Origin of the sequence: Yoonia sp. SS1-5 (genome assembly GCF_038443705.2) — a bacterium.
In the GTDB taxonomy this organism is placed as follows: Bacteria; Pseudomonadota; Alphaproteobacteria; order Rhodobacterales; family Rhodobacteraceae; genus Yoonia; species Yoonia rhodophyticola.
Genome location: NZ_CP151767.2, coordinates 1,886,318 through 1,910,421, shown reverse-complemented (window position 1 = coordinate 1,910,421; position 24,104 = coordinate 1,886,318). Strand labels below are relative to the sequence as shown.

The following is a 24,104-nucleotide window of genomic DNA, read 5'->3' as shown; positions in this document are numbered from 1 at the left end:
CCTAGTCAAGCAATCCCGCCAGGCGGGCCCGGGCAGAGTTTGAGGCAGGCTGCCACAGGTTGCGGTCGATCGCCTCCTGCAGGCGTGCCGCGATCTCCTGCAGTGCTGGCGCGTTGACATCGGCGATAAAGGCGCGGGTCTCATCATCCTTGATGAAGGCTTCTTCGACCAGATCGAAATGGTGGTTACGCACGGCCCCGGTGGTGGCCGCAAAGGCGAAGAGGTAGTCGACCGTGGCCGCAATTTCGAAGGCGCCTTTGTAGCCGTGTCGTTTGACCCCTTCGATCCATTTGGGATTGACCACGCGCGACCGCACCACCCGTCCGATTTCATCGTCCAATGTCCGGATGACTGGCCGTTCGGGGCGTGAATGGTCGTTGTGATAAATCGGTCTGTCCTGTCCTTGCAGGGTGCTGATGGCCGCCGCGGCCCCCCCTTCGAATTGGTAGTAGTCATCGCTGTCGAGGATATCGTGTTCGCGATTATCCTGGTTTTGCACGACCGCGTCGGTTTGAGACAGGCGTTGCTCCATGGCTTGACGGGCCTTCCGGCCCTCGGCGCCCGCGCCGTAGGCATAGCTGCCCCATTCCAGATAGGCCTCGGCGAAATCCGCCTTGTCCGACCAGATACGTTCGTCAATCAGCGCTTGCAGACCGGCCCCGTAGGCGCCGGGTTTCGCGCCGAACACGCGGGACCGATCTTCGCCCGCTTTTGTGCGGGCGGCGGCGGGGTTCAGCTCTTGTGGTTCATCGAGGTTCTGCACCGCGCGGGCGGCTGAATTGATCAAAGCGATGAGTTGCGGAAAGGCGTCGCGGAAGAAGCCAGAGATGCGCAAGGTGATATCGACGCGGGGGCGAGCGAGGACGGACTGCGGTAAGATTTCAAAGCCGGTGACCCGTCTGTTGGCACTGTCCCACGTCGGCTTGACGCCCATCAGTGCGAGAGCCTGTGCAATGTCATCGCCGCCCGTGCGCATATTTGCAGTCCCCCAAGCCGTGATCAGCATTGTGCGGGGCCAATCGCCGTGGTCTTGCAGGTGTTTTTCAATCAGCAGATTTGCCGATTTCCACCCAAGCGCCCAAGCTGTGGGTGTCGGCACGGCCCGGCTGTCGACAGAGTAGAAATTACGCCCCGTCGGCAGCACATCAAGCCGCCCGCGTGTTGGTGCGCCGGACGGGCCCGGGCTGACGAAGTGCCCAGAAAGGGCGGTGAGGAGGCCCGATCCCTCAAGCTGCCCGCAGGTCTGAATGGTCGGCAGAATGTGGGATTGGATATGGTCCAGGACGGGGTGTGTCGCTCGTGGGGTGACCCCCACATCGCCCCACCCCCCATCCCGCAGGAGTGTTTGGCTAAGGCTTTCGAGCCGTTCGACCGTATCGCCATTTGTCCGCCATGTGGTGCCATCGGCAAGACAGTCCGGCTTTTCGCCTGCGGGCGCCCCCATATCGCAATCAAGGGGGTCGAGGCTGAGACCAAGATCTGTGGCGAGTGCGCGCAGCAGCGATGCATTTGCCCCCTTGCCGTCACCACGCGGCACACGCGCAAGGGCGATGGCCAGGTCCCGTTCCTGCTGCCCTGTCGGGGATTGACCGAAAATGTGCAGACCATCGCGAATTTGCGCTTCTTTCAGCTCGCAAAGATAGGCATCGAGCTTGCCCAGATCGCTGTCGTTGTCGCCCGTGAAGCCTGCGTCCTTTGAAAGTCCTGTGACCTCGGAGAGTGACAGGATTTCCCGACGCAGATGATCGATCCGGCGCGGATCGACCCCGGCCGCCTCGTAATATTCGTCGACAAGTGCTTCGAGGTCGCGCAAAGGCCCGTAGCTTTCGGCGCGGGTGAGTGGCGGGGTCAGGTGGTCGATGATGACGGCACTTGTGCGCCGTTTTGCCTGGGTTCCTTCGCCCGGGTCGTTGACGATGAACGGATAGATGTGGGGCATGGGACCGAAGACGGCTTCTGGCCAACAGGTTTCCGACAGCGCAACTGCTTTGCCGGGCAGCCATTCGAGGTTGCCGTGTTTGCCCATATGGATGATCGCATCCGCTCCCCAGTGGTGTCTTAGCCAGAAATAGAAGGCGAGGTAGTTGTGCGGCGGGACAAGGTCGGGCGAATGATAGGTGTCGATCGGGTCGATGTTGTAGCCGCGCGCGGGCTGCAGGCCCACGATGGCGTTGCCGTAGCGGTGAATGCTGAGGGCGAAACCCGTTGCTGACGTCGGACCCTCGGGGGGGAGTATTTCTGGCGAGATGATGAAGGGGTCGTCTTCGGGTTGGCCCCAGCGCGTGGTGATCTGTTCTTTGACGTCCCATGGCAGCGCGTCGAAATGTTTTTTGTAAATGTCGAGGGGAAGATGTTCGCCGCCCTCTTTGTTGGCCCGGTCGGTGAGCCAGTTGGTTGGGCCGTCCATGATCTGCTGCATCAATGCAGCACTGTCGGGAGGTGGGGTGACCTCGTAGCCTTCGGATTTGAGCAGGTTCAGCACGTGCACTATGGCCGCAGGGGTGTCCAGACCGACCCCATTGGCGAGCCGCCCGTCTTTGTTGGGGTAATTGGCGAGGATCAGCGCGACTTTTTTGTCTTTTGCAGCTGTCTGCCGCAGTTCGGCCCAGTTTTTTGCAAGCTGGCTGACGAAATCGATCCTGTCGCCCCGTGCCTGATAAGTCGCGATCGGGCATTCTGTGGCCGCATCAAAGAACGCCTCGCCCTTGAAGCTGACAGCGCGGGACAGGATACGCCCGTCCACCTCGGGCAGGGCCACGTTCATGGCGATGTCGCGGGCAGTGAGGCCTTGCGGATTTTCCGCCCATGTCGCTTCGGACGCGCCGGAGAGGATGACCTGGAAAATCGGGGCGTTGTTGGCGCGCAGCGGGTTTTGCGGGCTGTCATCGCCATCATGCGGCGATCCCACAGCGAAGGCTGTGCAGTTCAGGATGACATCGGGCGGGGCGGCCGCGAAGAGCGTATCGAGCGTGGCTTTGCTGACCGGATCCTTGAGGCTGGCCACGAAGATCGGCAGCGGGTTCAGCCCGGCGCGTGACAGGCTGCGGGTCAGCCGGTTGATCGGGTTCAGCCCGCCGCCCTGGACAAGGGCGCGGTAAAAGATGATTGGCACGATCGGCGCATCGTCCGTCCAGGTCTTCTGTGCTTCTTGAACATCGGCGATGCCTGCGCCGGGCCAATAGACGCCAGCCCGCAGCAAGGGCGCGGGCGCCGTGGGCTTGTCGCCGCCATCCAGCATGGCTTTTGCATAATGCAGCAAGTTCGTGCTGTTTTTCGGGCCGCCTTCGACCAGATAGGACCAGAGCGTGTCATAATCCTCGGGGCTGACGGTCGAGAGTTCCCGCAATTCCTGATCGGGTTTGTCATCACCGGGCAGGGCCACGAAAGGGATGCCTGCCGCGTGAAGACGCGCTGCATATTGGGTCAGTCCGTATTTCCAGTAGCCCGCGCCGCCCAGGATGCGCGCGATGACAAGGCGGGACTTTGTGGCACAATCATCCAGATGCAGATCGACCGACATCGGGTGGGTCAGGTGCATCATATTGGCAAGGCGCAGGGTTGGCGGGCTGTCCATTTCGGCCCGCGCATCCGACAGGGCAGCCAGTTCGGTATCGGCGGCTGAGATGATGACCACATCGGCAGGTGTCTGGCCCAGATCGACGGGTTCTGTGCCATCGCTGATCGCACCGGGGGTGGCGGCCAGAAGGTGCATGTCAGGCAGAGGCCCCGGATCTGCGTCCGGGGCTGCGTTGGCGGGTCATAGTGATTTTTCCATGAAGATTGATGAGTTTGCTGCGACATAATCCCCGAAAACGCCGCAATCGGTGAAACCATGCCTTCGGTAGAGCTTGTGGGCTGCATGCAGTACGTTGCCGGTTTCGAGTTTCAGCATCGGCAGTTTCTGTTCGCGGGCGGTGTCTTCGAGTTGGCGCATCAATGCGTCGGCCACGCCTTTGCCGCGCGCGGCCTCGGCCACGAACATGGACTTGATCTCTCCATATTCCGCTTTGATCTTCAGCGCGCCGGTGCCGAGGATCTGATCGCCTTCGCGGGCGGCGAAGAAATGGATGTCAGGGGCGACCAGATCGTCGATTTCGAGATAGTAATTATCTTCGGGCGGGAAGAGCTCCTGCATCAGCGCGTGGCTTTGTTTCAGCAAAGCCACAGCGCCGGGGTGATGCGGGTCGGTCCGTTCGACGATGATCATTTCTGCAATGCGGCGGTGATGGCCGCGTGGTCAAGGCCCGCCTCGCCGATCACAACCAGTCGCGTTTCGCGGGCGGCGTCGCCGAAGGGCTGGTCGAAATAGGTGTCCACGCGCGGGCCAACGGCCTGCAAGGTCAGCCGCATGGGTTTGCCAGCGACAGCGACGAAGCCTTTGAGCCGCAGGATGTTGTTGGCGCGGATTGTATCGGCCACCTGTTCGGCAAAGGCGTTGGCATCGGTGACTTCGCCGCGGGCCACGATGAAGCTTTCGAATTCGTCATGGCCATGTTCATGTGCGTGGTCGTGGTCGTGGTCGTGATCATCCTCGTCGTCATGGTGATGATGGTGGTGGATTTCGTGGCGGCTTGCGAGGTCGGCCTCTGCACCGATGCCTTGCCCCAGAAGGACATCGACGGGGAGCGCGCCCATGGCAGTCTTGACCACTTGCACGCCGTCGCGGCTTTCGGATTTCAGGCGGCTGGTCAGCGCCCCTGCCTCTTCTTCGTTCAGAAGGTCGGTCTTGTTCACGACGATCATATCGGCGCAGGCGACCTGATCTTCGAAAAGCTCGGACAGCGGCGTTTCATGGTCGAGATTTTCGTCCTGCGCGCGCTGGGCATCGACGGCGGCGACATTGTGGGCGAACTGCCCGTCATGTACGGCGCGCCCGTCGACCACCGTGACCACCCCATCGACGGTGACTTTTGTGGAAATGCCGGGCCAGTTGAACGCGCGCACCAGTGGTTGGGGCAGGGCCAGGCCGGAGGTTTCGATTACAATGTGGTCGGGTTTGTCATCGCGGGCGAGCAGCTGTTCCATGGTCGGGATGAAATCATCGGCCACGGTGCAGCAGATGCAGCCGTTGGAGAGTTCTACGATGTCGTCTTCGGTGCACGTTTCCTCGCCGCAGCCTTTGAGGATATCGCCATCGACACCCAGATCGCCAAATTCATTGATGATCAGAGCGATCTTCTTGCCTTCGGCGTTTTGCAGCATGTGGCGGATGAGCGTGGTTTTGCCGGCACCAAGAAAGCCGGTGACAACGGTTGCGGGGATTTTGGCGGGCATGGGATCTGTCCTGTGGGCTGTGACCAAACGGAATGACGGCCCCTGCGGGACCGCCATGCACGATGTTTTGTTTGGCGCTTAGGCGCCGGCGATGGCGGCGACAAGCGGCCCTTCGACGATTTCCAGCGCAAGGAAGACGCCGACCCCGGCCACCATGGCCCCGCCAAGACGGGCGTTGATGGCTGTCGCATCTGTGGCGCCCAGTTTCTGGACGGCCCAGCCTGCGGCGATGGCGATCAGGTATTGGACCACACCCAGACCGATCAGGTAGCCGAGCAGCACTGCGCCACCGACGCCGCCTTCTTGACCGGCGATGGAGCCGCCGAAGGCAGAGCCGTGGAACAGACCGAAGGTCGCAAAGATCAGAACGGCAGCGGCTGTGTTCAGCGCTTTGCCTGACAGGACAATGCCGCCCAGAACGATCAGCGACAGTACAATCACGGTTTCCGCGATGGGCATCGCGATACCTGCATACATCAGCCCGCAGCCAACGAGCATGGCCCCGATATAGGCCGCAGGTGTCATCAGTTTGCGTCCGGTGAACAGTGCTGCAACGCCCATGGCGACCACAAAGAACAGGTGGTCAAAACCCAGAACCGGGTGACCTGCGCCGGACATCAGACCATGTGTGAAGGTCTCCATCGGCATGCCGTTCAGCGGGTGGTGTGCAAGTGCAGGTGAGGCGGCAAGGCTGAGGCCTGCGGCTGTGATCAGTTTTTTCATCTTCGTCCCCTTTGGATCGCATAAAGGGGGGATTTCATGGAGTGACCGCGTCTGTCTTGCGGCTTTACCCCCACGGAACACCCCGTCCGTTGTTGTTGTCCGAGACTTGAGGCCCCGGTGCATGGCTGGTCTCCTGGCTTGCGGGTCGATGCGCTTTGCGGCCTTCCCGGGTTGCCCCAGTGGCGTATTCGCAAAGCACTCTCCGCATACAGTCGCGGGGGCGGCTGTGGCTTGAGGCCCCCGATTTGGATCGGCCCGTCCACATTCCCATTTGATCCCCTGACGCTTTTGCGACGTGCGGGGAACCATACGATTAACCTTGTGCGCCTTTGTTTGCAGGGCCGTCAAGACATAAACCGGCGTCTATCCTGCGATTGGCGACGTTGGGTGCGCTGACGGAATGCCGCGCAGGGGCGAGGTTTCAGCCATCGGCGTTTGCGCGATGCCCAAAAAAGCCATGCCCAGTAGACAAGACCTTCTGGCCACCAATGACAGGTCCGCGATCAGCCGCCACATCCTCCACCGCCACATCCTGCACCCCCGCCGCACCCTGCGCCGCTGTTTGCCGATGACGAATCCTTTGGCAGGTTCAGTGCCGCATAGACCCCGCCCCCGATGATCAAAAACAAGGCAAGGCCAACTGACCATGACGACCCGTCCTGCCCGGTCATCACTGCCCAAACGCCCAAAACCGTCCCAAGAGCGGCAACCAGCCCGCCTTTAATGACACGTCGCCAGAACAGCTTTGTTGGCCAAATGCGCGAAGGGGGTGGCGCCCCGAACTCCTGCTCATAAAGGCGCAAAGTGGCAAGGTATTGCCTGTCATAGATCGGCAAGGATGCGGGCCCGTCGCAGGGATCATGATGCAAATCCTGTTTCAAAACCTTGGCGCAGAATGTTGTCCAGTAATCGCGCGTAAAGCTGAGATGGACATGCCAGACCGCATCCACAATAACGGACGGCGTCAGTGGCGCATCCGAGACCAGTATCAAGTAGACAAATCTGCGATACTCCGCGCAGGCAGTTTTTTGCCCCCATCCGATACCTGCCTCGGTCAGTTTTTCCGCAAAGCCCTTTGGAAAATCGTACCGCTCAATTCGTGCCCAAAGGTCCGGGTTTTGCATGATGACTGCTCGGGTTGTTGACGTTGCCAAAGCCTAGCATGGACTGTCTGAGAATTGGAAATATGGAACGCGCATGGCCTGTACGGTCGGTTTGGTCGGCGTCACGATGATGCCTACGGCCCGATCCGTGGGGGCACAGAATAATCACCGGATCCGCGCAAAGATCGGGGGCTTGCCGTCCGTGTTCGGCCCAAACCGGCTGAATTTCTCAATATGTTGTGGATAACTGGCGTGTTTTGGCCTTATCTAGATGGCTTTCGTTGACTCCGGGGGGCTTGCGGGGACAGGATTTATCAACTTGAGAGAATCAAGAGCAGGTCAGTAGTGCGTTTTAGCAAACTTCGTTTGAATGGCTTCAAAAGCTTCGTGGACCCCACGGATCTGATTATCGCGGATGGTCTGACCGGCGTGGTCGGTCCCAATGGTTGCGGAAAGTCGAACCTGCTGGAGGCGTTGCGCTGGGTGATGGGGGAAAATCGCCCCAAGGCGATGCGCGGCGGCGGTATGGAAGATGTGATCTTTGCCGGCGCATCAACCCGCCCGGCCCGCAATTTCGCCGAGGTCTCGCTTGTCATCGACAATGGCGAACGCCTTGCCCCGGCGGCGTTCAACGATGCCGACAACCTCGAGATCATCCGCCGGATCACCCGCGATGCGGGGTCCGCCTACAAGGTTGGCGCCAAGGATGTGCGCGCCCGCGATGTGCAGATGTTGTTTGCGGATGCGTCCACCGGGGCGCATTCACCGGCGCTTGTCCGGCAGGGTCAGATCTCGGAACTGATCAACGCCAAGCCCAAGGCGCGTCGCCGCATTCTGGAAGAGGCTGCCGGGATTTCGGGCCTGTATCAACGCCGCCACGAGGCAGAGCTAAAGCTGAAAGGGGCTGAAACCAACCTGACCCGGGTCGATGATGTGGTCGAGCAGCTTGCCGCCCAACTGGCGCAGCTTGCCCGGCAGGCCAAACAGGCCGCACGTTATCGCGAGATCGGTGAGAAGCTGCGCAAAGCCGAAGGCATGCTGCTGTTTCGCCGTTGGAAAGAGGCGGATGAAGCCCTGCTTGCGGCTGCGGACCAGTTGCGCGCCCGGACAACAGCGGCCGCTCAGGCGGAAAAAGATGCGCGCGAGGCGTCCAAGGGCCGGCAGGTGGCCGAGGATGCCTTGCCGCCCTTGCGCGAGGAGGAGGCGATTGCCGCCGCGGTTCTTCAACGGCTTCAGGTGCAACGTGACACCCTGAAAGATCAGGAAACCCGCGCGCTTGAGATGATCGAGACATTGCGCGCCCGGATCGACCAGCTGGGTCATGATATGGAACGCGAGGCGGGCCTGAACAAGGACGCCGGCGAGACGATTGAACGGCTGGAATGGGAATCCCGCGAGATTGCAAAGGCCAGCGAGGGGCATGCGCAACGCCTTGAAGAGGCGCAGGCTGCCGCCCGTGAGGCCGCAGGGATCCTGCAGCAGCGCGAGGCGGATTCCGCCCAACTGACCGAAGATGTGGCAAGGCTGGCTGCCCGCCATCAGGCCGCACAGCGTTTGCTGGACGACAACCGCACCACATTGACAAAAAACGAGGCCGAGGCGGCCCGCGCCAAGGCCGCGATGGAAGATGCACGCGCCGCCCTGGCCAAGGCAGAGGCGGATTTTGCAACCGCAGGCGCGGCCGAGGCCGTTGCCGTCCAGGCTGCCGCAGACGCGGATGCAGCATTGATTGCTGCAGAGGCCGCCCGCGCTGAAACGCAGGGTCGCGAAAGTGATGCGCGCGGTTTGCGCTCTGAGGCGGAGGGCGAGGCAAGCGCGCTGCGGGCTGAGGTTGCCGCCCTTGCAAAGCTGGTTGAACGTGACACCGCCGAGGGCGGGCAGGTGCTTGATCTGCTGCGCGTCGAAGGGGGCTATGAAAAGGCGCTGGGTGCGGCATTGGCTGATGATCTGCGCGCCCCCGCGATAGAGACCGGGGCAAAGTCCGGCTGGGCGATGTTGCCTGGCTATGCCGCGCCACAGATTTTGCCCGATGGCGTGAAGGCGCTGGGCAATTATGTGACAGTGCCAGAGGTTCTGGTGCGCCGGATGTCGCAGGTCGGGCTTGTGGATCAGACGGATGGTCCGCGTTTGCAGGCTGATCTGAAGCCTGGGCAACGGCTGGTCTCTGTCGAAGGGGACTTGTGGCGCTGGGACGGTTTCCGCGCTGGCGCAGAGGACGCCCCGTCAGCCGCCGCATTGCGTTTGCAGCAGTTGAACCGCCTGACCGAGTTGAAGCGTGATCTGGAAGAGGCATCGGCAACCGCGATTGGTGCCGCACAGGCCCATGAGACACTGACCAAGCTGCTGAAAGAACAGACCGAGGCTGATCATGCGGCCCGCACGGCCCGTCGGGACGCGGACCGCGCTGTTGGTGATGCAAATCGGGCCGCCAGCCGCGCCGAGGCGGATCGCAACCTGTCGCAGGGCAAGCTGGAAAGTCTTGGACTAGCGGTGAAGCGTCACGAGGAAGAGGCGATGAATGCCCGCAAGGCCCTGGCAGAGGCTGAAAAGGCGGCGGGCGAATTGGGCGATCTGGAGACCGCACGCGCATCGGTGGAAGACGTTAAAATGACGGTTGAGGCTGCCCGCATCACGATGATGTCCAAACGCGCGGCCCATGACGAGGTGCGGCGCGAGGGCGAACAGCGCCTCAAGCGCAGTCAGGAAATCACCAAGGAAATCTCTGGCTGGAAGCATCGGTTGGAGACAGCCAACAAGCGCACTGCGGAACTGGCTGAACGCAAGACCCAGTCAGAGGCTGAATTGGCCGAGGCAACGGCCGCGCCCGAGGAAATAGCCGCCAAGCGCGATGAATTGGCCGAGGCGATTGATGCCGCGGAAACCCGCCGCAAGGCCGCGGCTGACAAACTGGCGGAGGCCGAGAATGTTCTACGCGATGTGGGGCATCTTGAGCGCGAGGCAGAGCGTCTGGCCTCTGAGGCGCGCGAGGCCCGCGCCCGGTCCGAGGCCCGGGCGGATGCCGCCCGCGAAACCGTGGCCTATGCCGCAGAGCGGATCATGGAAGCCCAAGAGGTTACCCCGGATAAATTGCTGGAAACACTTGATATGTCAGTGGATGACATGCCTGCCTCGAACGTGGTTGAGGGGCAGGTCAACATGTTCAAGCGCCAGCGCGACAGTCTGGGCGCGGTCAATCTGCGCGCCGAGGAAGACGCCAAGGAAGTGCAGGTCGAGCATGATGGCCTGGTCAGCGAAAAGGCAGATCTGGAGGCCGCTATTGCCGCCTTGCGATCAGGTATTGCCAGCCTCAACAAGGAAGGTCGCGAACGTTTGCTGACTGCCTTTGAACAGGTGAACGAGAATTTCGGGCTATTGTTTACCCATCTGTTTGGCGGCGGCGAGGCCAAGCTGGTGCTGGTGGAATCCGATGACCCACTTGAGGCGGGGCTGGAAATCATGTGTCAGCCACCCGGAAAGAAGCTGAGCACGCTGTCCCTGCTGTCGGGCGGTGAACAGACATTGACCGCACTGGCCCTGATCTTTGCGGTGTTCCTTGCCAATCCCGCCCCGATTTGTGTGCTGGACGAGGTGGATGCCCCGCTGGATGATGCCAACGTGACCCGGTTCTGCGATCTGTTGGATGAAATGACCCGCCGGACAGAAACCCGGTTTTTGATCATCACCCACCATGCCGTCACCATGAGCCGGATGGATCGCCTGTTCGGTGTGACGATGGGCGAACAGGGTGTGTCGCAATTGGTATCTGTTGATCTGAAAAAGGCGGCTGCGATGGTGGCGTGATGACGGCCGTCGCTATTGCTGCGCAATGCGCCCCGCCCGCCATCCCGTTATCGCGATACTGACCCTAAAGCCTGTTAAGCAGCTCCTGGGTTGGCCACGCATCGGCGGGCAGGCCCAACCGCCCCTGTTCGGCCTGTACCGCGTCGCGTGTTTTGGCCCCCAGAATTCCGTCAATTCCACCGACGTCATGGCCCCGCGCGGTCAGTTTCTGCTGCAGCGCCTGCATTTGCTGACCTGACAGGGCCGGGCTGGGATTGCCTGCGTTGTAGATTTGCGCCCCCTCCAGCCGCGTTCCGAAATAGGCGGCCGTTGTGACGTAGACAAAGCTTTTGTTCCAGTCGAAATAGACGTTGAAGTTCGGATAGGCCAGAAAGGCCGGCCCGTTGCGCCCCATTGGAAGCAGAATAGCGGCTTGCAGATTTCCATCTGCAAGATTGCCCTGCCGGGCGACCACGCCGCGTGCGGCCCAGTCGCTGACGGATGCGGTTTTGCCCAATCCGGTTTGCGCCCAATCAAGCGTGTCGGGCAATTGCACCTCTTGCAGCCAGGGCTCGTTCGGTCGCCAGCCGAGGGATGACAGCACGTTTGCCCCGGTCATCAGCGCGTCCGGCGCGGATGTCTTGAGGTTCACAACCCCGTCGCCATCCCCATCTAGGCCTTTTTCGACAATCTCGCGCGGGAGTTTTTGCAACTGCCCGATTTCGCCTGCCCAGGCGCCCGTCGTGGTTGCGGGATCCATACCGCCTTGTTCAAACAGCCGGATTGCCGCGATCAGTTGCGGCCTGAACAATTCCGAGCGTCTGCAATCATGGGCCAGTGTCAGAAGCGCATTGCGCGTGTTGAAGCTGCCCTGCACCTGCCCATAATCGGTCTCGAAGGCCCAGAATGCCAGTAGCACACCACGCGGGATGCCGAACCGTGCTTGGATCGTATCAAAAGTATCGTCGTAGCGCTGCCCGTAGATGCGCCCGTTATCAATGCGGTTCTGGCTGATCAGCGCCCTCGAAAAGCTGATAAAGTCCTTTTGGAAAACCCCTTGCGCCCGGTCCGCCGCCAGCACCTTTGGGTCAATTTGCGCGCCCTGGAAAAAGGCATCGGCACTGCTGGCAGCAATGCCCTGTGCGATGGCTTCGGTCTTGATGCCCGCGATGAAGTCGCCGACGGATCCGCCGCAGACCTGTGCATTTGCCGTGCTGGTCACAAGGCTGAGGATGATGGCGGTCAGGAATTTATGGCGCATGGGGCTCTCCGATATCTGTGCGTCGAGCCTAGCGCCGGATCGTGTGGACGCAAGGCGAACGGGTCAGCGCGCCTGCGCACCACGTCATTCTGGAAGCGCACAGATGCGGCTATTGCAGGTCGCTGAATGCATCCTGCAGCCGCGCAACAGCGTCTTCGATCTGTGCCCGCGGCGCCCCGAAGTTGAACCGCAAAAAGGTCTCACCGCCCTTGCCGAAGGTCGTTCCATGGTTGGCCGCAATCTTGGCCCTGGATTGAACCCGGTCGATAAATTCGGAGGGCGCCATGCCGGTATTGCTGAAATCGACCCATGCCAGATAAGTTGATTCCAGCCGCATGGAGGCGACCCCCGGGATCGCGTTAAGCCCCGCATCAAGGATCTTGCGGTTCGTATCAAGATAGGCGCATAGCTCATCAACCCAGGCGGCCCCTTCGGGCGAATAGGCGGCCGTGCTCATGAACAGCCCGAAACTGTTTGCCGATAGTCCAAGCCCTGCCATGCGTTTGGCAAAACGCGCCCGCAGGTCGGGGTCTTCGATGATGACGTTTCCAGAATGACTGCCCGCGATGTTGAAGGTTTTGGTCGTCGCGGTCATCATGACAAGCCGGTCGGTGATCCCGCTGATATGCGTCATGGGGATATGTGTTTGCCCCGGCATAGTCAGATCGTGGTGGATTTCGTCAGAGACGATGATCAATTCATGCCGTTCTGCAAAGGCCGCGACCGCCTGCAATTCCGCATGCGACCAGACGCGCCCCCCCGGGTTATGCGGCGAACACAGGATCACCATCCGTTCCGTGCCGGTCATCTGCGCATCATAGGCCTCGAAATCCATTTCGTATCGGCCGGCATTGTTCACAAGCGGGCATTCGACCACTTTGCGGTCGGCCGCGTTTATGACCCGCGCAAATGCGTGATAGACCGGCGTGAACAGCACGATCCCGTCACCGGGTTTGGTAAATGCGTCCACACACATTGCCGCGCCATTCACCAGCCCATGGGTGGTGAACACCCATGAGGGATCAATCTGCCAATTGTGCCGTGTGTCCATCCACCAGCCAATGGCATCCCGGTATTTGGTTTCGTCCCCGAAATAGCCATAGACCCCGTGATCGACCATATCCTGCACTGCCTTTTGCACGCAGGGCGGGGCCTGAAATTCCATATCCGCCACCCACATCGACAGACCGTCATCCGGGCTTACGCCATAGGCGGCCTCCATCCCGTCCCATTTGACACAATGCGTGTTGCGGCGATCTGGGGTGTTGTCGAATGTCATTTGTGGTCTCCGGCCTGGGTCTCGCGCAAGCTATCGCAGGTCAGGCCGAGCGCAAGACCTATTCGGGGATCTGAAAGAGGGTCTCGACCGATGTACCCAATGCGTGCGCCAGTTTCAGCGCCAGCACAGTGGAGGGGATGAAGACCCCGTTTTCGACCGTGTTGATCGTCTTGCGACTGACATCGACCTGATTGGCAAGTGCCGCCTGGGTCAGACCGGCCGCCTTGCGGTGTTCGCGCAGCGTGTTGCGCAACTTCACCCCGCGCGTCCCGTCACATAGGCCCAGATCATGATGATAGGCGGCCCGACCGCCAGCGGTGTTCCCATGATGTAGAACGCAAATGCCGGATCAATGTGATCTGTCAGGCTTGCGGCCAGCAGGATCAGGAACGCGGCCATCGCGATCCAATAGCCCCATGCATAGGACAGCCGCACCGATGCCCGCGCCTGTTCGTCCCAGGCAGCAACGGCTTGTTTTGGTTTGAGAAATGCGATTGCGACCTCGATCAGGCCACACCCTGCGGCGAGGATGAAAATACCGATTGCCCAGGCCAGCCCCGATATCTGGCGATCCATGCCGATATTCACCCAGAGCAGCAAGATAACCAGGACAAGCAGCAGATTCGCGACAAAACGGGTTGTTGCAACAATGTTCATTCCACGTCTCCCACGCTTGATAAGTCACCTAAGGGTTACATAGTTCACCCCGTATGTAACCTCAAGGTAACTTTTGCTCTTGTTGCAATTTCGCGAAGTGCCGCCTAAATCTGCGCCATGGCATTACGCAAGATCCTTATTCACCCCGATCCCCGGTTGAAGAAAACCACAGCACCCGTGGTGGAGGTAACCGATGACATCCGCCGATTGGCCGATGACATGCTTGAAACCATGTATGATGCGCCCGGGATTGGCCTTGCCGCCCCGCAAGTGGCTGAAATGCAGCGGCTGATCGTGATGGATTGCGAAAAGGAAGAGGGGGCGAATACCCGCCCCATGGTTCTGATCAACCCGGCTGTTGTCTGGTCCTCGGACGAACGCAATGTCTATGACGAGGGTTGCCTGTCGATCCCCGACCAATATGCCGAGGTTGAGCGCCCCGCCGAGGTGGAGGTCGCCTGGATGGACCTGTCCGGCACGACCCAGCGCGAGCGTTTTGACGGGCTGTGGGCCACATGTGTCCAGCACGAGATCGACCACTTGGATGGCAAGCTGTTCATTGACTACCTCAAGCCGCTCAGGCGGCAGATGATCACCCGCAAGATGCAAAAGCTGAAACGCGAAATGGCGCGTAGCTGATGGCGGTGCGCCCCCTGCGGTTCGAGGGTGATCCGATCCTTGCCGAAACTGCCGCACCCGTGACCCATTTCGGCGATGGTCTGCAAACCCTGATCGCCGATCTTTTCGAGACGATGTATGACGCCCATGGTCGCGGTCTGGCTGCCCCGCAGATCGGTGTGGCGGACCGGGTATTTGTGACTGATACGACTTGGAAAGAGGGCGAAAAGCAGCCGCTTGCCTTTGTGAACCCGGAAATTGTCGCGGCCGCCCCATTTCGACAGCAAGGCCCCGAGGCGTGCCTGTCCATTCCTGACCGCAGCTTTGATGTGGCCCGCCCGGTATGGGTGGATCTGGCCTGGACCAGCCCTGCAGGTATCCGGCAGACGGCCCGGTTTCAGGGGATTGGCGCGGTCTGTGTCTGCCACGAGTTGGATCATCTGAACGGCTTGCTGATCACCCAGACGGGGTCGGAAATATGACCCACCGCCCTTTTGTCATGTGGCCGCACCCGATCTTGCGCAAACCTGCCGCACCGGTCACCGAGATCACAGACGATCTGCGCGTCATCTGGGACGAAATGATTGTGGCCATGGATACAATGCCGGGCGTGGGGCTGGCCGCACCGCAGTTGGGGATTGATCTGGCGCTGGCCGTCGTTGATGCATCCGATAGCCGGGGGCAGGCGATCCGCATGGCAAATCCCGAAATCCTGCATACAAGCGTTGAATTTCGCGATCACGAGGAAGGCTCGCCCAACCTGCCGGGCGTCTGGGCCAAGCTGAGCCGTCCACGCGCGGTAACCGTGCGTTTTCTCAATGATCAGGGGGTCTGGGATCGCAAGGACCTTGTGGGGCTATGGGCCACATCGGTGCAGCACCAGATCGACCATTTGCATGGCAAGATGTTTTTTGACCGGCTCAGCCGTACCAAACGCGAGATGTTGATCAAAAAGTCCAGAAAACGCGCGACCTGACCTCCATGCGGGCCCCACGGACTGTGCCGATGCGGCGCGCTTCCCCGGGTTGACCATGTCGGTTTGTTTGCGACAGATCGTTTTTTGATCTAACTCCGCCGCAAAGCCCCGTGACGGGCTTGGCCGAAAGGGGACCACATTGAAAATCATTTTTATGGGGACGCCTGATTTTTCCGTGCCTGTTCTGCAGGCATTGGTGGATGCAGGTCACGATATCCTTGCCGTTTATTCGCAGCCGCCGCGCCCTGCGGGTCGCGGTAAGAAAGATCGCCCCTCGCCGGTGCAGAAACGGGCAGAGGCGTTGGGTCTGCCTGTACGATCCCCCGTTTCGCTGAAATCGCCCGAGGCGCAGGCCGCATTTGCTGCGTTAGAGGCTGATATCGCCATTGTCGTGGCCTATGGCCTTATCCTGCCGCAACCGGTGCTGGATGCGCCGCGCCTCGGCTGCCTGAATATCCATGCCTCGCTTTTGCCGCGTTGGCGCGGTGCGGCCCCTATTCATCGGGCGATCATGGCGGGCGATGCAGAAACCGGGGTCTGCATCATGCAGATGGAGGCGGGGTTGGATACAGGGCCGGTCCTGCTGCGTGACGTCGTACAAATTGGGGCCGAGACGACCACCGGCGCGCTGCATGATCAACTGGCGGCCATGGGGGCCGGCCTGATCGTGACTGCGTTGGACAGGCTTCCCGATCTTGCCGCCATCCCACAGCCCGAAGACGGGGTCACCTATGCTGCCAAGATAGACAAGGCCGAGGCGCGCGTCGATTGGACTGCCCCGGCCCCGCAGGTCGATCAGCTGATCCGCGGTCTGTCACCTTTCCCCGGTGCCTGGTGCGAGGTCGCGGGCGAGCGCGTCAAACTGCTTGGGTCCCGGCTGGCGGATGGTCCTGGCGCACCGGGGCGCGTGCTGTCGGGGTTCACCATTGCTTGCGGGGAGGGGGCCGTTGAGGTCACGCAGGTTCAGCGATCAGGCAAGCGGCCCATGTCGGCGGCCGAGGCCTTGCGCGGCCTCGATCTGGGGGTGCAGATCACATGAGCCGCAATCAGCCCTTTACCCTTGTGGGGATAGATCACGTCGTTTTTCTGGTCGATGATATGCCCCGCGCCATGGCGTTCTACAGGGATGTTCTTGGGTGCCAGCCGGGATATTCCTATCCTGATCTGGGGATGGAGCAGGTCTGGGCCGGTGCGGCATTGATTGTTTTGTGGGATACCACCCACCCGGGGGCTGCGGCGGCCATTCCGCCTGTTCAGGGCGGTCGGAATGTCGACCATGTTTGCATCGCAACCTCGCCCTTCGCACCCGAAGACATGCGCGCCCATCTGGCGGCGCATCAGGTGCAGATCGACCGCGAGGCGGTTCATGGTGGTGCCCGCGGGGTTGGGCATTCATTCTACATTTTCGATCCGTTCGGCAACAAGCTCGAGATCAAGGGACCTGCCGAATACCCGGATGGTCGTTGAAACGAAAACAGCCGGGCTTGACCCGGCTGTTGACGTCTTGGGAGGGATAATTTGGGTTTAGGCGTGGGCTGGCATTGCCTTGGGGGCAGGTGACTTGACCACACCGCGTGCCTCAAGCACCCAGGCTGCGACGATGGCGAAAACGATGTGACCCCACAAGGCAACCCAGGTGATACCGGTAAAGCCCAGGAATGGCTTATTGCCTGCAACCAGATGCGCCATCACGTAAAGCGCAAAGACCCACAGCACGACGCCGTAAGCGGTGGCGGTGGCGATCCATGGCAGTGAGGGCATGATCTTTTGCTGCAGCGGACGGGCGATCAGAAGATAGCCAAGCGTATAGGCAATCATGCCCGTAAAGACGTGCAGCAAGTGGGCCAGACCAGACGGGCTGGCGCCGAAGACGGTTTTGATTGTCTGGTTGGCCAGACCGACGGGCGCTAGTTTTGCGTAGCCAAATAGCGGGCTCAGCCCCTGGCCAAACGCATCAAATGCGATGGTTGCGAAAGCGCCGGCTGCGAGTACGGAGAAGATGTTATTTTTCATGTGAGCGATCCTTTGTATGCGGTGGTATTCATTTCGATTGCCCGTTTTATCCAACCTTTCCGGTCAGTTGTGCAGCCCCCTCACGCAGGGGTGACGCGTTGCTGCAAGATTGAAACAGAGCTTGAAACAATGCCGGCCAGACACTGATATCGACGTGAACCAGCCGTAATATTGTAACATTTGGTGAAGTCAGGGCAGGTCCGCTGCCGTCCTGCGCGATGGAATACATCCGATTCTGTCGTGGGTTGCAGACATTTTGCCTGTCGCGCAGTCGGCTGCCCGTCCGTTTTGTCAGCAATCCTTGTTGATATCGGATTTCCTGCATCTAAATCATCGGATGGTCCCGGGACGTGCAACAGTTCGCCATGAATTGATCGCTGTCGGTTTTGCCCTTTCCCGGGGGAATGATAAGAGGGGATTCGCAGAAACAAGGTAGTGTGATGACCACAGTGACGAAGTTTTCCCGGCGCTCATTTGGCGCAATGATGTTGGCCAGCACTGCCGCCTGTGCGCGGCCGCCCGCAATCCCGCCTTTGCCCGAGGTCCAGCCATTTCTCGAAGGCTACGGCCCGATACAGGATGCCGGTTATAATTTGCCGGGCATCCCGACCGAATATTTACAAGGCGTGAACCGGCGGATGTCGGGGATCTATAATGGCGAAGCGGGCCCAAATACGCTGGATGTCGATCCATATGCCAAGTTTTTGTATCACGTGCGGCGGGATGGCACGACGACCCGCTATCCGGTTGGCGTAGGACGGGCAGGGCGCTCTATTCGCGGCAGCGCGACGATGAAACTGATGCGGGAATGGCCAGGCTGGACCCCCACACAGAACATGCTGCGGACAGAGCCCGAGGTTTACGGCCCCTTCCGTGCGGGTATTCCGGGCGGGTTGCGCAGCCCGTTGGGTGCCCGCGCACTTTATCTCTACCGGGGTAGTCGGGATACGTTTTACCGGATCCACGGGACCAATGATCTGGAATCAATCGGGAATTCCGGATCGGCCGGTTGTATCAGGATGTTCAATCAGGATGTGATCCACCTGTACAACCAGATCGAGGCGCCGATGAAGGTTCTTATTCGGTCGCGCGAGGAATCCTTGCGTGTTGATCCCGAAAACTACGGGCGCGGTATTGAACTGCCGGCCAAGATCATCTCGCCCGAAGAATTGCTGGGGCCGGAAGCGGAAGCGCTGGATCGCCCGCCGGAATTCGACGACGCATAACGTCTTTTCTTTGCCGTATTCTGGGTCCAAAATCGCGTGCAACCGGCGCGCGATTTTTGCGTGCCTGATTGAAAAATGGGTCAGCACTACTTAAGTAACTGCTAATGCATAACAAAAGAGGGACATTGGATGGCAAATTTTGAAACCCAGATTCAGGAATCGCAATCGCAGGTCGCCGAGGCGCAAAGCAAGATCTCCGAGCTGACCAGCCGGATCGAGACGGCGCGCGCCAAGATGGCCGAGGGGACGGATATTTCGGTGGATATTGAAAATGCCAGCCTTTCGGATGTGCACGCCCATACCGAGCTGATGAATGCGAATATCGCCGAACTGATCATGGGTCTCGATGATGTCACCTCTGCCTTTTCCAAAGACTTTGACGAGATGCGCTCAAAGACCGGGATGGAAAGCTTTATCGGCTTCTTCAGCAAAGCCAAGGCCGACAGCATGCGCCAGGAACGGGTGCGGACAGCGAATATTGACGACAAGTTACAGGATCTGATCAGCAAATCCGACGTGATCATGAAGCTGCTGGAGGGACAGTTGGGTGTTCTGAACGAACAGAAGGTCAGCGTTGAACAGAACCTCTCAGGCACATTGGAAGAGCGCGAGGCAACCGTCGGTGCGCTTGAGACCGTGCGTGCGGATATTCTGGCGATGGATCCGAAGATCATCGAGCTTGAGGGCAAAATCTCGGTCGAGCAGGATGCCGCCGCCCGCACCAAGCTGGAAACCGAATTGGCCGCTTTGAACGGCAAATATAACGAGATGGTCCAGCAAGAGCAGGTGCATCTGGCCAAGTCCCAGACGCTGGAACGCTATATTGAGAAGGGCAAGACCTGGATCGACAGTCTGCAGAACCAGGCTGCGACCCAGATGGTCCTGATCAACAAGTTGCAGACAGACACCAAGCAGCGCGTTGTGCTTTATGACGCCCTGTCAAAATCCTTGAAGACGGCCCAGCAGCAGGATGTTGCACACCAGATCAACGAGATTGGTGTCAAAACCGACCAAGAGGCGCAGACAGCCATGGCTGCCATTGGCTCGGCCACAAATGCCCGGATGGCGGATATGATGGAAGCCCATGAAGACCATATGGTGTTTGCGCGCGAGGTTCTGGAGCAAAAGGCAAAGGCCGATGAGCGTTTCGTCCGCCGTTTCCAGAAGATCGTCGAGAAGCATGACAGCAATCAATATGGGGCTGACTCTTGAAGGTAGGGTGCCGTCCCGGACGTGATCCGGGACCTCTGTCTACCGCTGACCACGTCATCGCCGGAGGTTGAGCCATGACTCAGTCAGACCTCCAAGCCGATCACATGAAGCTGGAAGATACCCGCGTGACGCGCCGGTATTTTGGCAAGTTTGCCAGGATTACCGAGCATTTGACCAAGGTTGCCGCAACGATGGAGGCCGAGGGCAGGTTTTCACGGGCTGATATTGAAGCTCTTGCGCAGTATCTGGTTGGTCTTAATTGGACCTTCACGGCCTTGTCGCACAAATACCATTTCTCGGGTCGTTATGCCCATGCGGGTGCGCTGACTTTTGACCGCCATGAAAGTGGCTTTCCTGTTTATCAAGAGCTGCTGGAGATGGCCAATGATGCGCTTCAGGCCGACCGGCATCTGGCATCCCAGCCATCGGTCGATGCGCTGAAAGACCAGATGGTGCGGGTGATTTTGGGGGAACAAGAAATCCCCACGAAGCTTCAATTTGCCCTGTCGCAACGGCTCTACTATGAAGAACTGGCGCGAGGGGGCCTGTTCTGGGCGCGCAATGATCCGCAGGCCGTCTGGATTGAGAACAAGGGCGATCGCCGCCGGTTTCAGATCCATTGGGCCGTGTATGACAGTCAGGTCAATCTGCCCACGATCTATCTGATGGATCTTGAGGATAGCGGCCGCACGGGCCTGCCCAAGGATGAACGCCGCTGGCCCGAGGCGCAGGCCCATCTGATGGCCCAGTCTGTTGCGCATCTGAAGCTTTTGACAATTGCAAAGGGCTTTGACGCGGATTTTGACGATTTGCACCCGACCCGTTTGCGCCGCTTTCACGTGGGCCCGATGTATTCATCTGCGTTCACCCAGCAATCGGGCCCGTTGCGCGAGGTGCTGAAAGCCGCGAAGGCCCCTGTGGGCGAGGATTGGGCCCTGGTCTGGACCGAGGAAGAATTGGTGTCGGCGCGTGTCGAGAAAGTGAAATCAGGCTGGTTCGGCAGCGTGGAACGCCAGATCTTTGCGCTTGATCCGTTTGAGGGCGGCGGCGGCGATACCGGGGCGACCCGCATGGAACGATCATTGATCATGCCGCAACGCCCGTATCAGGCGCTGGCAGAGCGCAATCCCCCCGGGTTCAGCCAGGTACACAAATTTGTCGTCAGCGATGGCGGCCGGGTCCTGAGCTACAGGTAAGATGGGTCAAGACCCATCCTACGCCGTGGCGTGATGCAGAAGATGACCGAACAGAGGAAATGACAACACGATGAGCCAGACAAGCGATCAGATGGAACTGCGCGAGGATGATATCCGCAAGCATTATATTCCGGCGGCAGAGATGTTGATGCAGTTGGACCATACGCCACGCATCGCCAAGGCCCGCCTGTCATTGCAGACGCCGGAAAAGTCCCCGGATGTCGTGGCAACCCGCCGTCGCTTTCGGTCAACAACCCCTGGCCTTTTGTCCCGGACCACTGCCCCGGCAGGCGGCGTGCGCCTGCTGGACCGCATTGCCGAGACGGACGATGATGATCCGCTGACATCCCCCGCACAGGCCGCGGTTGCGCATGCCTTGCGCCGCGCGTTGTCGATTGCCCTGACGGTTGCGGATGCTTATGCCGACCAGACGCCGCTGACCGAATTGAAGCGCATCAACCTGGAAGGCCGTTTGCCCGATGCCCGCGCGGCGGAGTTTACCGAATATCTGGCTGCCGAGGCGCTTGTGGCCTTGTACACATTCGCAAATGCCGCGTCTTACCTGCTGGCCGCACATTCAACCGAGGCCAGCGTCGAGGTTGGCGCCGTTGATGAGGTGTTGACCGATAACGCCCCACTGGCCCTGCATGGCGCGATCTGGGAACTTGATCAGAAGCTGGGTGAATTTGCCAAGGATGAACCGACCCTGATTGCCACGATGCTGGCCTATGCCGAGCAGTTGATGGACAAGGTGGCCTTGCGCGCAAGCACCGCAGGCCGGCTGGAAAGTTTCAACACCGCAAGCTGGCGGGTCGAGGCGGATGATTTCACCATCAACGGGTTCTCGCCCGCCCGGAAGGCCAAAGGGTCTAGCCTGACGATGACCTTCAAGAAGCCCAATGAGGTCGTTGGCAACCATATTGCAAAATATCAGGCGATGAAGCTGGCCAAGATGGTCATGGCCTATGATTTTGACCGCAAGCTGAACCCTTTCGCAGAGCTTGGAGGTTTCATCTTTACGTTCATGGGGGATGGCAAACCGGGGACCGGGAAAACCACACTGATCCAGATGATGGCCGGCCTGATCAATGAGTATTGCCAGACCGCCGGCTATCCGTTCCGCTATCAAAACCTGAGTACCGACAATATCGACAGCTATCAGGGCAAGTCTGGCCAGAACGCCAAGGCCTTTATCCGCAACGTGCTAGATCCCGGTGTCATCGGCTTTGGCACGATTGATGATATCGACCAATTGGCGGGCAAGCGCGGGGATCGCCAGTCATCGGCTGGCCAGCTGGAGATCACAGCCGTTTTGATGGAAAGCTTTGCCGGGGCCAATACGGTTGTGCGCGGCAATTGCACATTCGGCATGTTTTCGAACTACCCGGAGAATGTGGATGACGCATTGCGCCAGCGGGCCGGCGCCCGGTTTTTGGTTGATGGCCCGCAGACCCGCGAGGATTACATCGACATTCTATATCTGTTGATGGGCAAGAACCACGATATCCCGGTTGGCGCGCATGACGTCTTTAGCGCACAGGAAATCAAAAAGGCTGTCGCCGCATCCTTTGAAAGCCACGCCCGCCCTCATGAGGACGGGTTGCTGAAGGTATTTGATCAGGTCCATGCGCAGGTGGGTGATCTGGACACGATTGCTAAGCTGGGCACCTATTTGAAAGGGATACAGGAGGCGGATGAACGCTTTACCGGTCGGGCGATCAAGAACATCACCGATGCGGTGAAGGTCCGCGCGATGGATTTTGAACTGCCCGATGAATGGATGGAAGAGCCCGACCTGTTCCTGTTCAAGGATTATGACACCAAAAAGGGTATGATTTCCGAACTGCGCCAGCCGATCACGGTGGACATGGTCATCCAAGAGATCAACCGCTACGCCGACAGTGAATTCCGCTATGCCGATAAGTCCGACGAAGTTGCCATTGATGCTATGGTGCGTGACTTTGGCCGCCAGGAGATCGCCAAGAAACGGTATCTTGAGAGCAAGACATGATCCGGGGCCGCATCCATCACGCTGTGGTCGGAAAGTAGGCCGTGGGCAGTCTTATTTCCGATACGTTGTTTTGGCCCGCGCTGATGATTGCGGTGCTTGGGTTTGTGGTGCCGCGCGGCCTTGCGCGCATCTTGCCCGAAGGGGTGCGCCCGCTCTTGCTGAACGCGTTTTTGTCGACCCTGATCCTGTTTGTGCTGAGTGCGGCTTTTTTCGTCTGTCTTTATCTTTGGCAGGGAACGCCGGTGGCGGAAATTCTGGCCCCCGGACTGGCCGCGAATGTTGCGTTTTTCGGAAAGCTCGGGCTGATGGCGGCCATCATATGGGCCCCGATTATGCTTTTGTCCGTGGCCGGCCTGCCCAGGCGCTGGGTAAAGGAGACCTGGTAACGATGAGCGATGTTCTGATCATGCAGCTTTGGCCGGTTCACCTGCTGATCTGGCTGGGGTGCATGTTTGCCGGTGCAGTGACGGGGCGGCTTTTGGTCAATCAGACGCAAACGCGTTTGGTGGCCAGTCTGATCCAGGTCGGTATCGCGCTTAGCCTTGCGTTCGGGCTTTTGCAACTGATCAGTTCGCTCAGCACGATGCAGGGCCTGCCGGACCTCACCTCTTGGGACAAGCTGTTCCAGCTTTATCTTGATTTCAACGAATTCGACATCGTCACCCGCAGTTGGCCACATCAGCTGGCCGTTCTGCAAAGTACCGCCATCGCATTGGCGCTATGGCTGGTTGCCGGGTTGGGTGTCATGTTCATGATGTGGGAGGATGACCTGTGA

22 protein-coding genes and 1 riboswitch are annotated in these 24,104 nt (G+C 59.7%); of the genes, 12 read left to right on the top strand and 10 right to left on the bottom strand.

Annotation, left to right across the window (positions count from 1 at the left end):
- Window position 1: 1 nt before the first annotated feature.
- The 5 genes from cobN to AABB31_RS10905 form a co-directional block, all read right to left on the bottom strand.
- Window positions 2–3,712: a cobaltochelatase subunit CobN gene (cobN, locus tag AABB31_RS10925; protein WP_373635747.1), complete on the bottom strand. Its 3,711-nt coding sequence runs from the start codon at window positions 3,710–3,712 to the stop codon at window positions 2–4.
- A gap of 45 nt (window positions 3,713–3,757) precedes the next feature.
- Window positions 3,758–4,207 carry a GNAT family N-acetyltransferase gene (locus AABB31_RS10920; protein WP_342078111.1) on the bottom strand — a complete coding sequence of 150 codons (450 nt, stop codon included), beginning with the start codon at window positions 4,205–4,207 and terminating at the stop codon, window positions 3,758–3,760.
- Window positions 4,204–5,274 (bottom strand): cobalamin biosynthesis protein CobW, encoded by a 1,071-nt coding sequence (cobW, locus tag AABB31_RS10915; RefSeq protein ID WP_342078112.1) that lies wholly within the window; start codon window positions 5,272–5,274, stop codon window positions 4,204–4,206. The genes AABB31_RS10920 and cobW overlap by 4 nt, the downstream gene beginning before the upstream one ends.
- A 78-nt stretch (window positions 5,275–5,352) precedes the next feature.
- Window positions 5,353–5,997 (bottom strand): HupE/UreJ family protein, encoded by a 645-nt coding sequence (locus tag AABB31_RS10910; RefSeq protein WP_342078113.1) that lies wholly within the window; start codon window positions 5,995–5,997, stop codon window positions 5,353–5,355.
- Window positions 5,998–6,102: 105 nt separating this feature from the next.
- Window positions 6,103–6,322, bottom strand: a riboswitch (cobalamin riboswitch).
- Between the two features lie 178 nt (window positions 6,323–6,500).
- Window positions 6,501–7,121, bottom strand: a complete 621-nt coding sequence (locus AABB31_RS10905) for a hypothetical protein (protein ID WP_342078114.1) — start codon at window positions 7,119–7,121, stop codon at window positions 6,501–6,503.
- A gap of 324 nt (window positions 7,122–7,445) precedes the next feature.
- On the opposite strand from AABB31_RS10905, the gene smc reads away from it, so the two are divergent.
- A complete protein-coding gene (smc, locus tag AABB31_RS10900; RefSeq protein ID WP_342078115.1) occupies window positions 7,446–10,901 on the top strand; it encodes a chromosome segregation protein SMC in 3,456 nt (1,151 codons plus the stop codon).
- A gap of 64 nt (window positions 10,902–10,965) precedes the next feature.
- On the opposite strand, the gene AABB31_RS10895 is transcribed toward smc, so the two are convergent.
- The 4 genes from AABB31_RS10895 to AABB31_RS10880 form a co-directional block, all read right to left on the bottom strand.
- The gene (locus tag AABB31_RS10895) at window positions 10,966–12,141 is read right to left on the bottom strand and encodes a lytic murein transglycosylase (protein ID WP_342078116.1); all 1,176 of its coding nucleotides are present in this window, start codon (window positions 12,139–12,141) and stop codon (window positions 10,966–10,968) included.
- Window positions 12,142–12,250: 109 nt separating this feature from the next.
- Window positions 12,251–13,420: a MalY/PatB family protein gene (locus AABB31_RS10890; protein ID WP_373635746.1), complete on the bottom strand. Its 1,170-nt coding sequence runs from the start codon at window positions 13,418–13,420 to the stop codon at window positions 12,251–12,253.
- A gap of 58 nt (window positions 13,421–13,478) precedes the next feature.
- Window positions 13,479–13,679, bottom strand: coding sequence for a helix-turn-helix transcriptional regulator (locus AABB31_RS10885; RefSeq protein WP_373635745.1), 201 nt, complete (start codon window positions 13,677–13,679; stop codon window positions 13,479–13,481).
- Window positions 13,676–14,077 carry a hypothetical protein gene (locus AABB31_RS10880; protein ID WP_342078118.1) on the bottom strand — a complete coding sequence of 134 codons (402 nt, stop codon included), beginning with the start codon at window positions 14,075–14,077 and terminating at the stop codon, window positions 13,676–13,678. The genes AABB31_RS10885 and AABB31_RS10880 overlap by 4 nt, the downstream gene beginning before the upstream one ends.
- 117 nt (window positions 14,078–14,194) lie before the next feature.
- Between AABB31_RS10880 and def (AABB31_RS10875) the strand changes: the two genes are divergently transcribed.
- From def (AABB31_RS10875) to AABB31_RS10855, 5 genes are all read left to right on the top strand, one after another.
- The gene (gene def, locus AABB31_RS10875) at window positions 14,195–14,716 is read left to right on the top strand and encodes a peptide deformylase (protein WP_342078119.1); all 522 of its coding nucleotides are present in this window, start codon (window positions 14,195–14,197) and stop codon (window positions 14,714–14,716) included.
- Entirely contained in the window at window positions 14,716–15,177 is a 462-nt protein-coding gene (locus tag AABB31_RS10870) for a peptide deformylase (protein ID WP_342078120.1), read from the top strand. The genes def (AABB31_RS10875) and AABB31_RS10870 overlap by 1 nt, the downstream gene beginning before the upstream one ends.
- Window positions 15,174–15,671, top strand: a complete 498-nt coding sequence (gene def, locus AABB31_RS10865; protein WP_342078121.1) for a peptide deformylase — start codon at window positions 15,174–15,176, stop codon at window positions 15,669–15,671. The genes AABB31_RS10870 and def (AABB31_RS10865) overlap by 4 nt, the downstream gene beginning before the upstream one ends.
- A 139-nt stretch (window positions 15,672–15,810) precedes the next feature.
- Complete coding sequence (gene fmt, locus AABB31_RS10860; protein ID WP_342078122.1) at window positions 15,811–16,710, top strand: methionyl-tRNA formyltransferase; 900 nt, start codon at window positions 15,811–15,813, stop codon at window positions 16,708–16,710.
- Window positions 16,707–17,138: a VOC family protein gene (locus tag AABB31_RS10855; protein ID WP_342078123.1), complete on the top strand. Its 432-nt coding sequence runs from the start codon at window positions 16,707–16,709 to the stop codon at window positions 17,136–17,138. The genes fmt and AABB31_RS10855 overlap by 4 nt, the downstream gene beginning before the upstream one ends.
- A gap of 57 nt (window positions 17,139–17,195) precedes the next feature.
- On the opposite strand, the gene AABB31_RS10850 is transcribed toward AABB31_RS10855, so the two are convergent.
- Window positions 17,196–17,684, bottom strand: coding sequence for a hypothetical protein (locus AABB31_RS10850; RefSeq protein WP_342078124.1), 489 nt, complete (start codon window positions 17,682–17,684; stop codon window positions 17,196–17,198).
- 440 nt (window positions 17,685–18,124) lie between these two features.
- Between AABB31_RS10850 and AABB31_RS10845 the strand changes: the two genes are divergently transcribed.
- The 6 genes from AABB31_RS10845 (at window position 18,125) to AABB31_RS10820 (ending at window position 24,104) form a co-directional block, all read left to right on the top strand.
- The gene (locus tag AABB31_RS10845) at window positions 18,125–18,910 is read left to right on the top strand and encodes a L,D-transpeptidase (protein WP_342078125.1); all 786 of its coding nucleotides are present in this window, start codon (window positions 18,125–18,127) and stop codon (window positions 18,908–18,910) included.
- A 129-nt stretch (window positions 18,911–19,039) separates the two neighbouring features.
- Complete coding sequence (locus tag AABB31_RS10840; RefSeq protein WP_342078126.1) at window positions 19,040–20,122, top strand: hypothetical protein; 1,083 nt, start codon at window positions 19,040–19,042, stop codon at window positions 20,120–20,122.
- Between the two features lie 74 nt (window positions 20,123–20,196).
- Entirely contained in the window at window positions 20,197–21,318 is a 1,122-nt protein-coding gene (locus AABB31_RS10835; RefSeq protein ID WP_342078127.1) for a hypothetical protein, read from the top strand.
- A 70-nt stretch (window positions 21,319–21,388) separates the two neighbouring features.
- On the top strand, window positions 21,389–23,329 hold the full coding sequence (locus tag AABB31_RS10830; protein WP_373635744.1) for an ATP-binding protein: 1,941 nt from the start codon (window positions 21,389–21,391) through the stop codon (window positions 23,327–23,329).
- Window positions 23,330–23,370: 41 nt separating this feature from the next.
- On the top strand, window positions 23,371–23,715 hold the full coding sequence (locus AABB31_RS10825; RefSeq protein WP_342078128.1) for a hypothetical protein: 345 nt from the start codon (window positions 23,371–23,373) through the stop codon (window positions 23,713–23,715).
- Between the two features lie 2 nt (window positions 23,716–23,717).
- Window positions 23,718–24,104, top strand: coding sequence for a hypothetical protein (locus AABB31_RS10820; protein WP_342078129.1), 387 nt, complete (start codon window positions 23,718–23,720; stop codon window positions 24,102–24,104).

Excerpts from the sequence above, each read along its gene's own strand:
- AABB31_RS10855 (WP_342078123.1), top strand. The coding sequence starts at position 16,707 with ATGAGCCGCAATCAGCCCTTTACCCTTGTGGGGATAGATCACGTCGTT.
- AABB31_RS10890 (WP_373635746.1), bottom strand. The coding sequence starts at position 13,420 with ATGACATTCGACAACACCCCAGATCGCCGCAACACGCATTGTGTCAAA.
- AABB31_RS10850 (WP_342078124.1), bottom strand. The coding sequence starts at position 17,684 with ATGAAAAATAACATCTTCTCCGTACTCGCAGCCGGCGCTTTCGCAACC.
- AABB31_RS10895 (WP_342078116.1), bottom strand. The coding sequence starts at position 12,141 with ATGCGCCATAAATTCCTGACCGCCATCATCCTCAGCCTTGTGACCAGC.
- def (WP_342078121.1), top strand. The coding sequence starts at position 15,174 with ATGACCCACCGCCCTTTTGTCATGTGGCCGCACCCGATCTTGCGCAAA.
- AABB31_RS10835 (WP_342078127.1), top strand. The coding sequence starts at position 20,197 with ATGACTCAGTCAGACCTCCAAGCCGATCACATGAAGCTGGAAGATACC.
- AABB31_RS10845 (WP_342078125.1), top strand. The coding sequence starts at position 18,125 with ATGACCACAGTGACGAAGTTTTCCCGGCGCTCATTTGGCGCAATGATG.
- AABB31_RS10820 (WP_342078129.1), top strand. The coding sequence starts at position 23,718 with ATGAGCGATGTTCTGATCATGCAGCTTTGGCCGGTTCACCTGCTGATC.
- AABB31_RS10910 (WP_342078113.1), bottom strand. The coding sequence starts at position 5,997 with ATGAAAAAACTGATCACAGCCGCAGGCCTCAGCCTTGCCGCCTCACCT.
- AABB31_RS10920 (WP_342078111.1), bottom strand. The coding sequence starts at position 4,207 with ATGATCATCGTCGAACGGACCGACCCGCATCACCCCGGCGCTGTGGCT.
- cobW (WP_342078112.1), bottom strand. The coding sequence starts at position 5,274 with ATGCCCGCCAAAATCCCCGCAACCGTTGTCACCGGCTTTCTTGGTGCC.
- AABB31_RS10870 (WP_342078120.1), top strand. The coding sequence starts at position 14,716 with ATGGCGGTGCGCCCCCTGCGGTTCGAGGGTGATCCGATCCTTGCCGAA.
- AABB31_RS10880 (WP_342078118.1), bottom strand. The coding sequence starts at position 14,077 with ATGAACATTGTTGCAACAACCCGTTTTGTCGCGAATCTGCTGCTTGTC.
- def (WP_342078119.1), top strand. The coding sequence starts at position 14,195 with ATGGCATTACGCAAGATCCTTATTCACCCCGATCCCCGGTTGAAGAAA.
- AABB31_RS10840 (WP_342078126.1), top strand. The coding sequence starts at position 19,040 with ATGGCAAATTTTGAAACCCAGATTCAGGAATCGCAATCGCAGGTCGCC.
- cobN (WP_373635747.1), bottom strand. The coding sequence starts at position 3,712 with ATGCACCTTCTGGCCGCCACCCCCGGTGCGATCAGCGATGGCACAGAA.
- AABB31_RS10905 (WP_342078114.1), bottom strand. The coding sequence starts at position 7,121 with ATGCAAAACCCGGACCTTTGGGCACGAATTGAGCGGTACGATTTTCCA.
- AABB31_RS10830 (WP_373635744.1), top strand. The coding sequence starts at position 21,389 with ATGAGCCAGACAAGCGATCAGATGGAACTGCGCGAGGATGATATCCGC.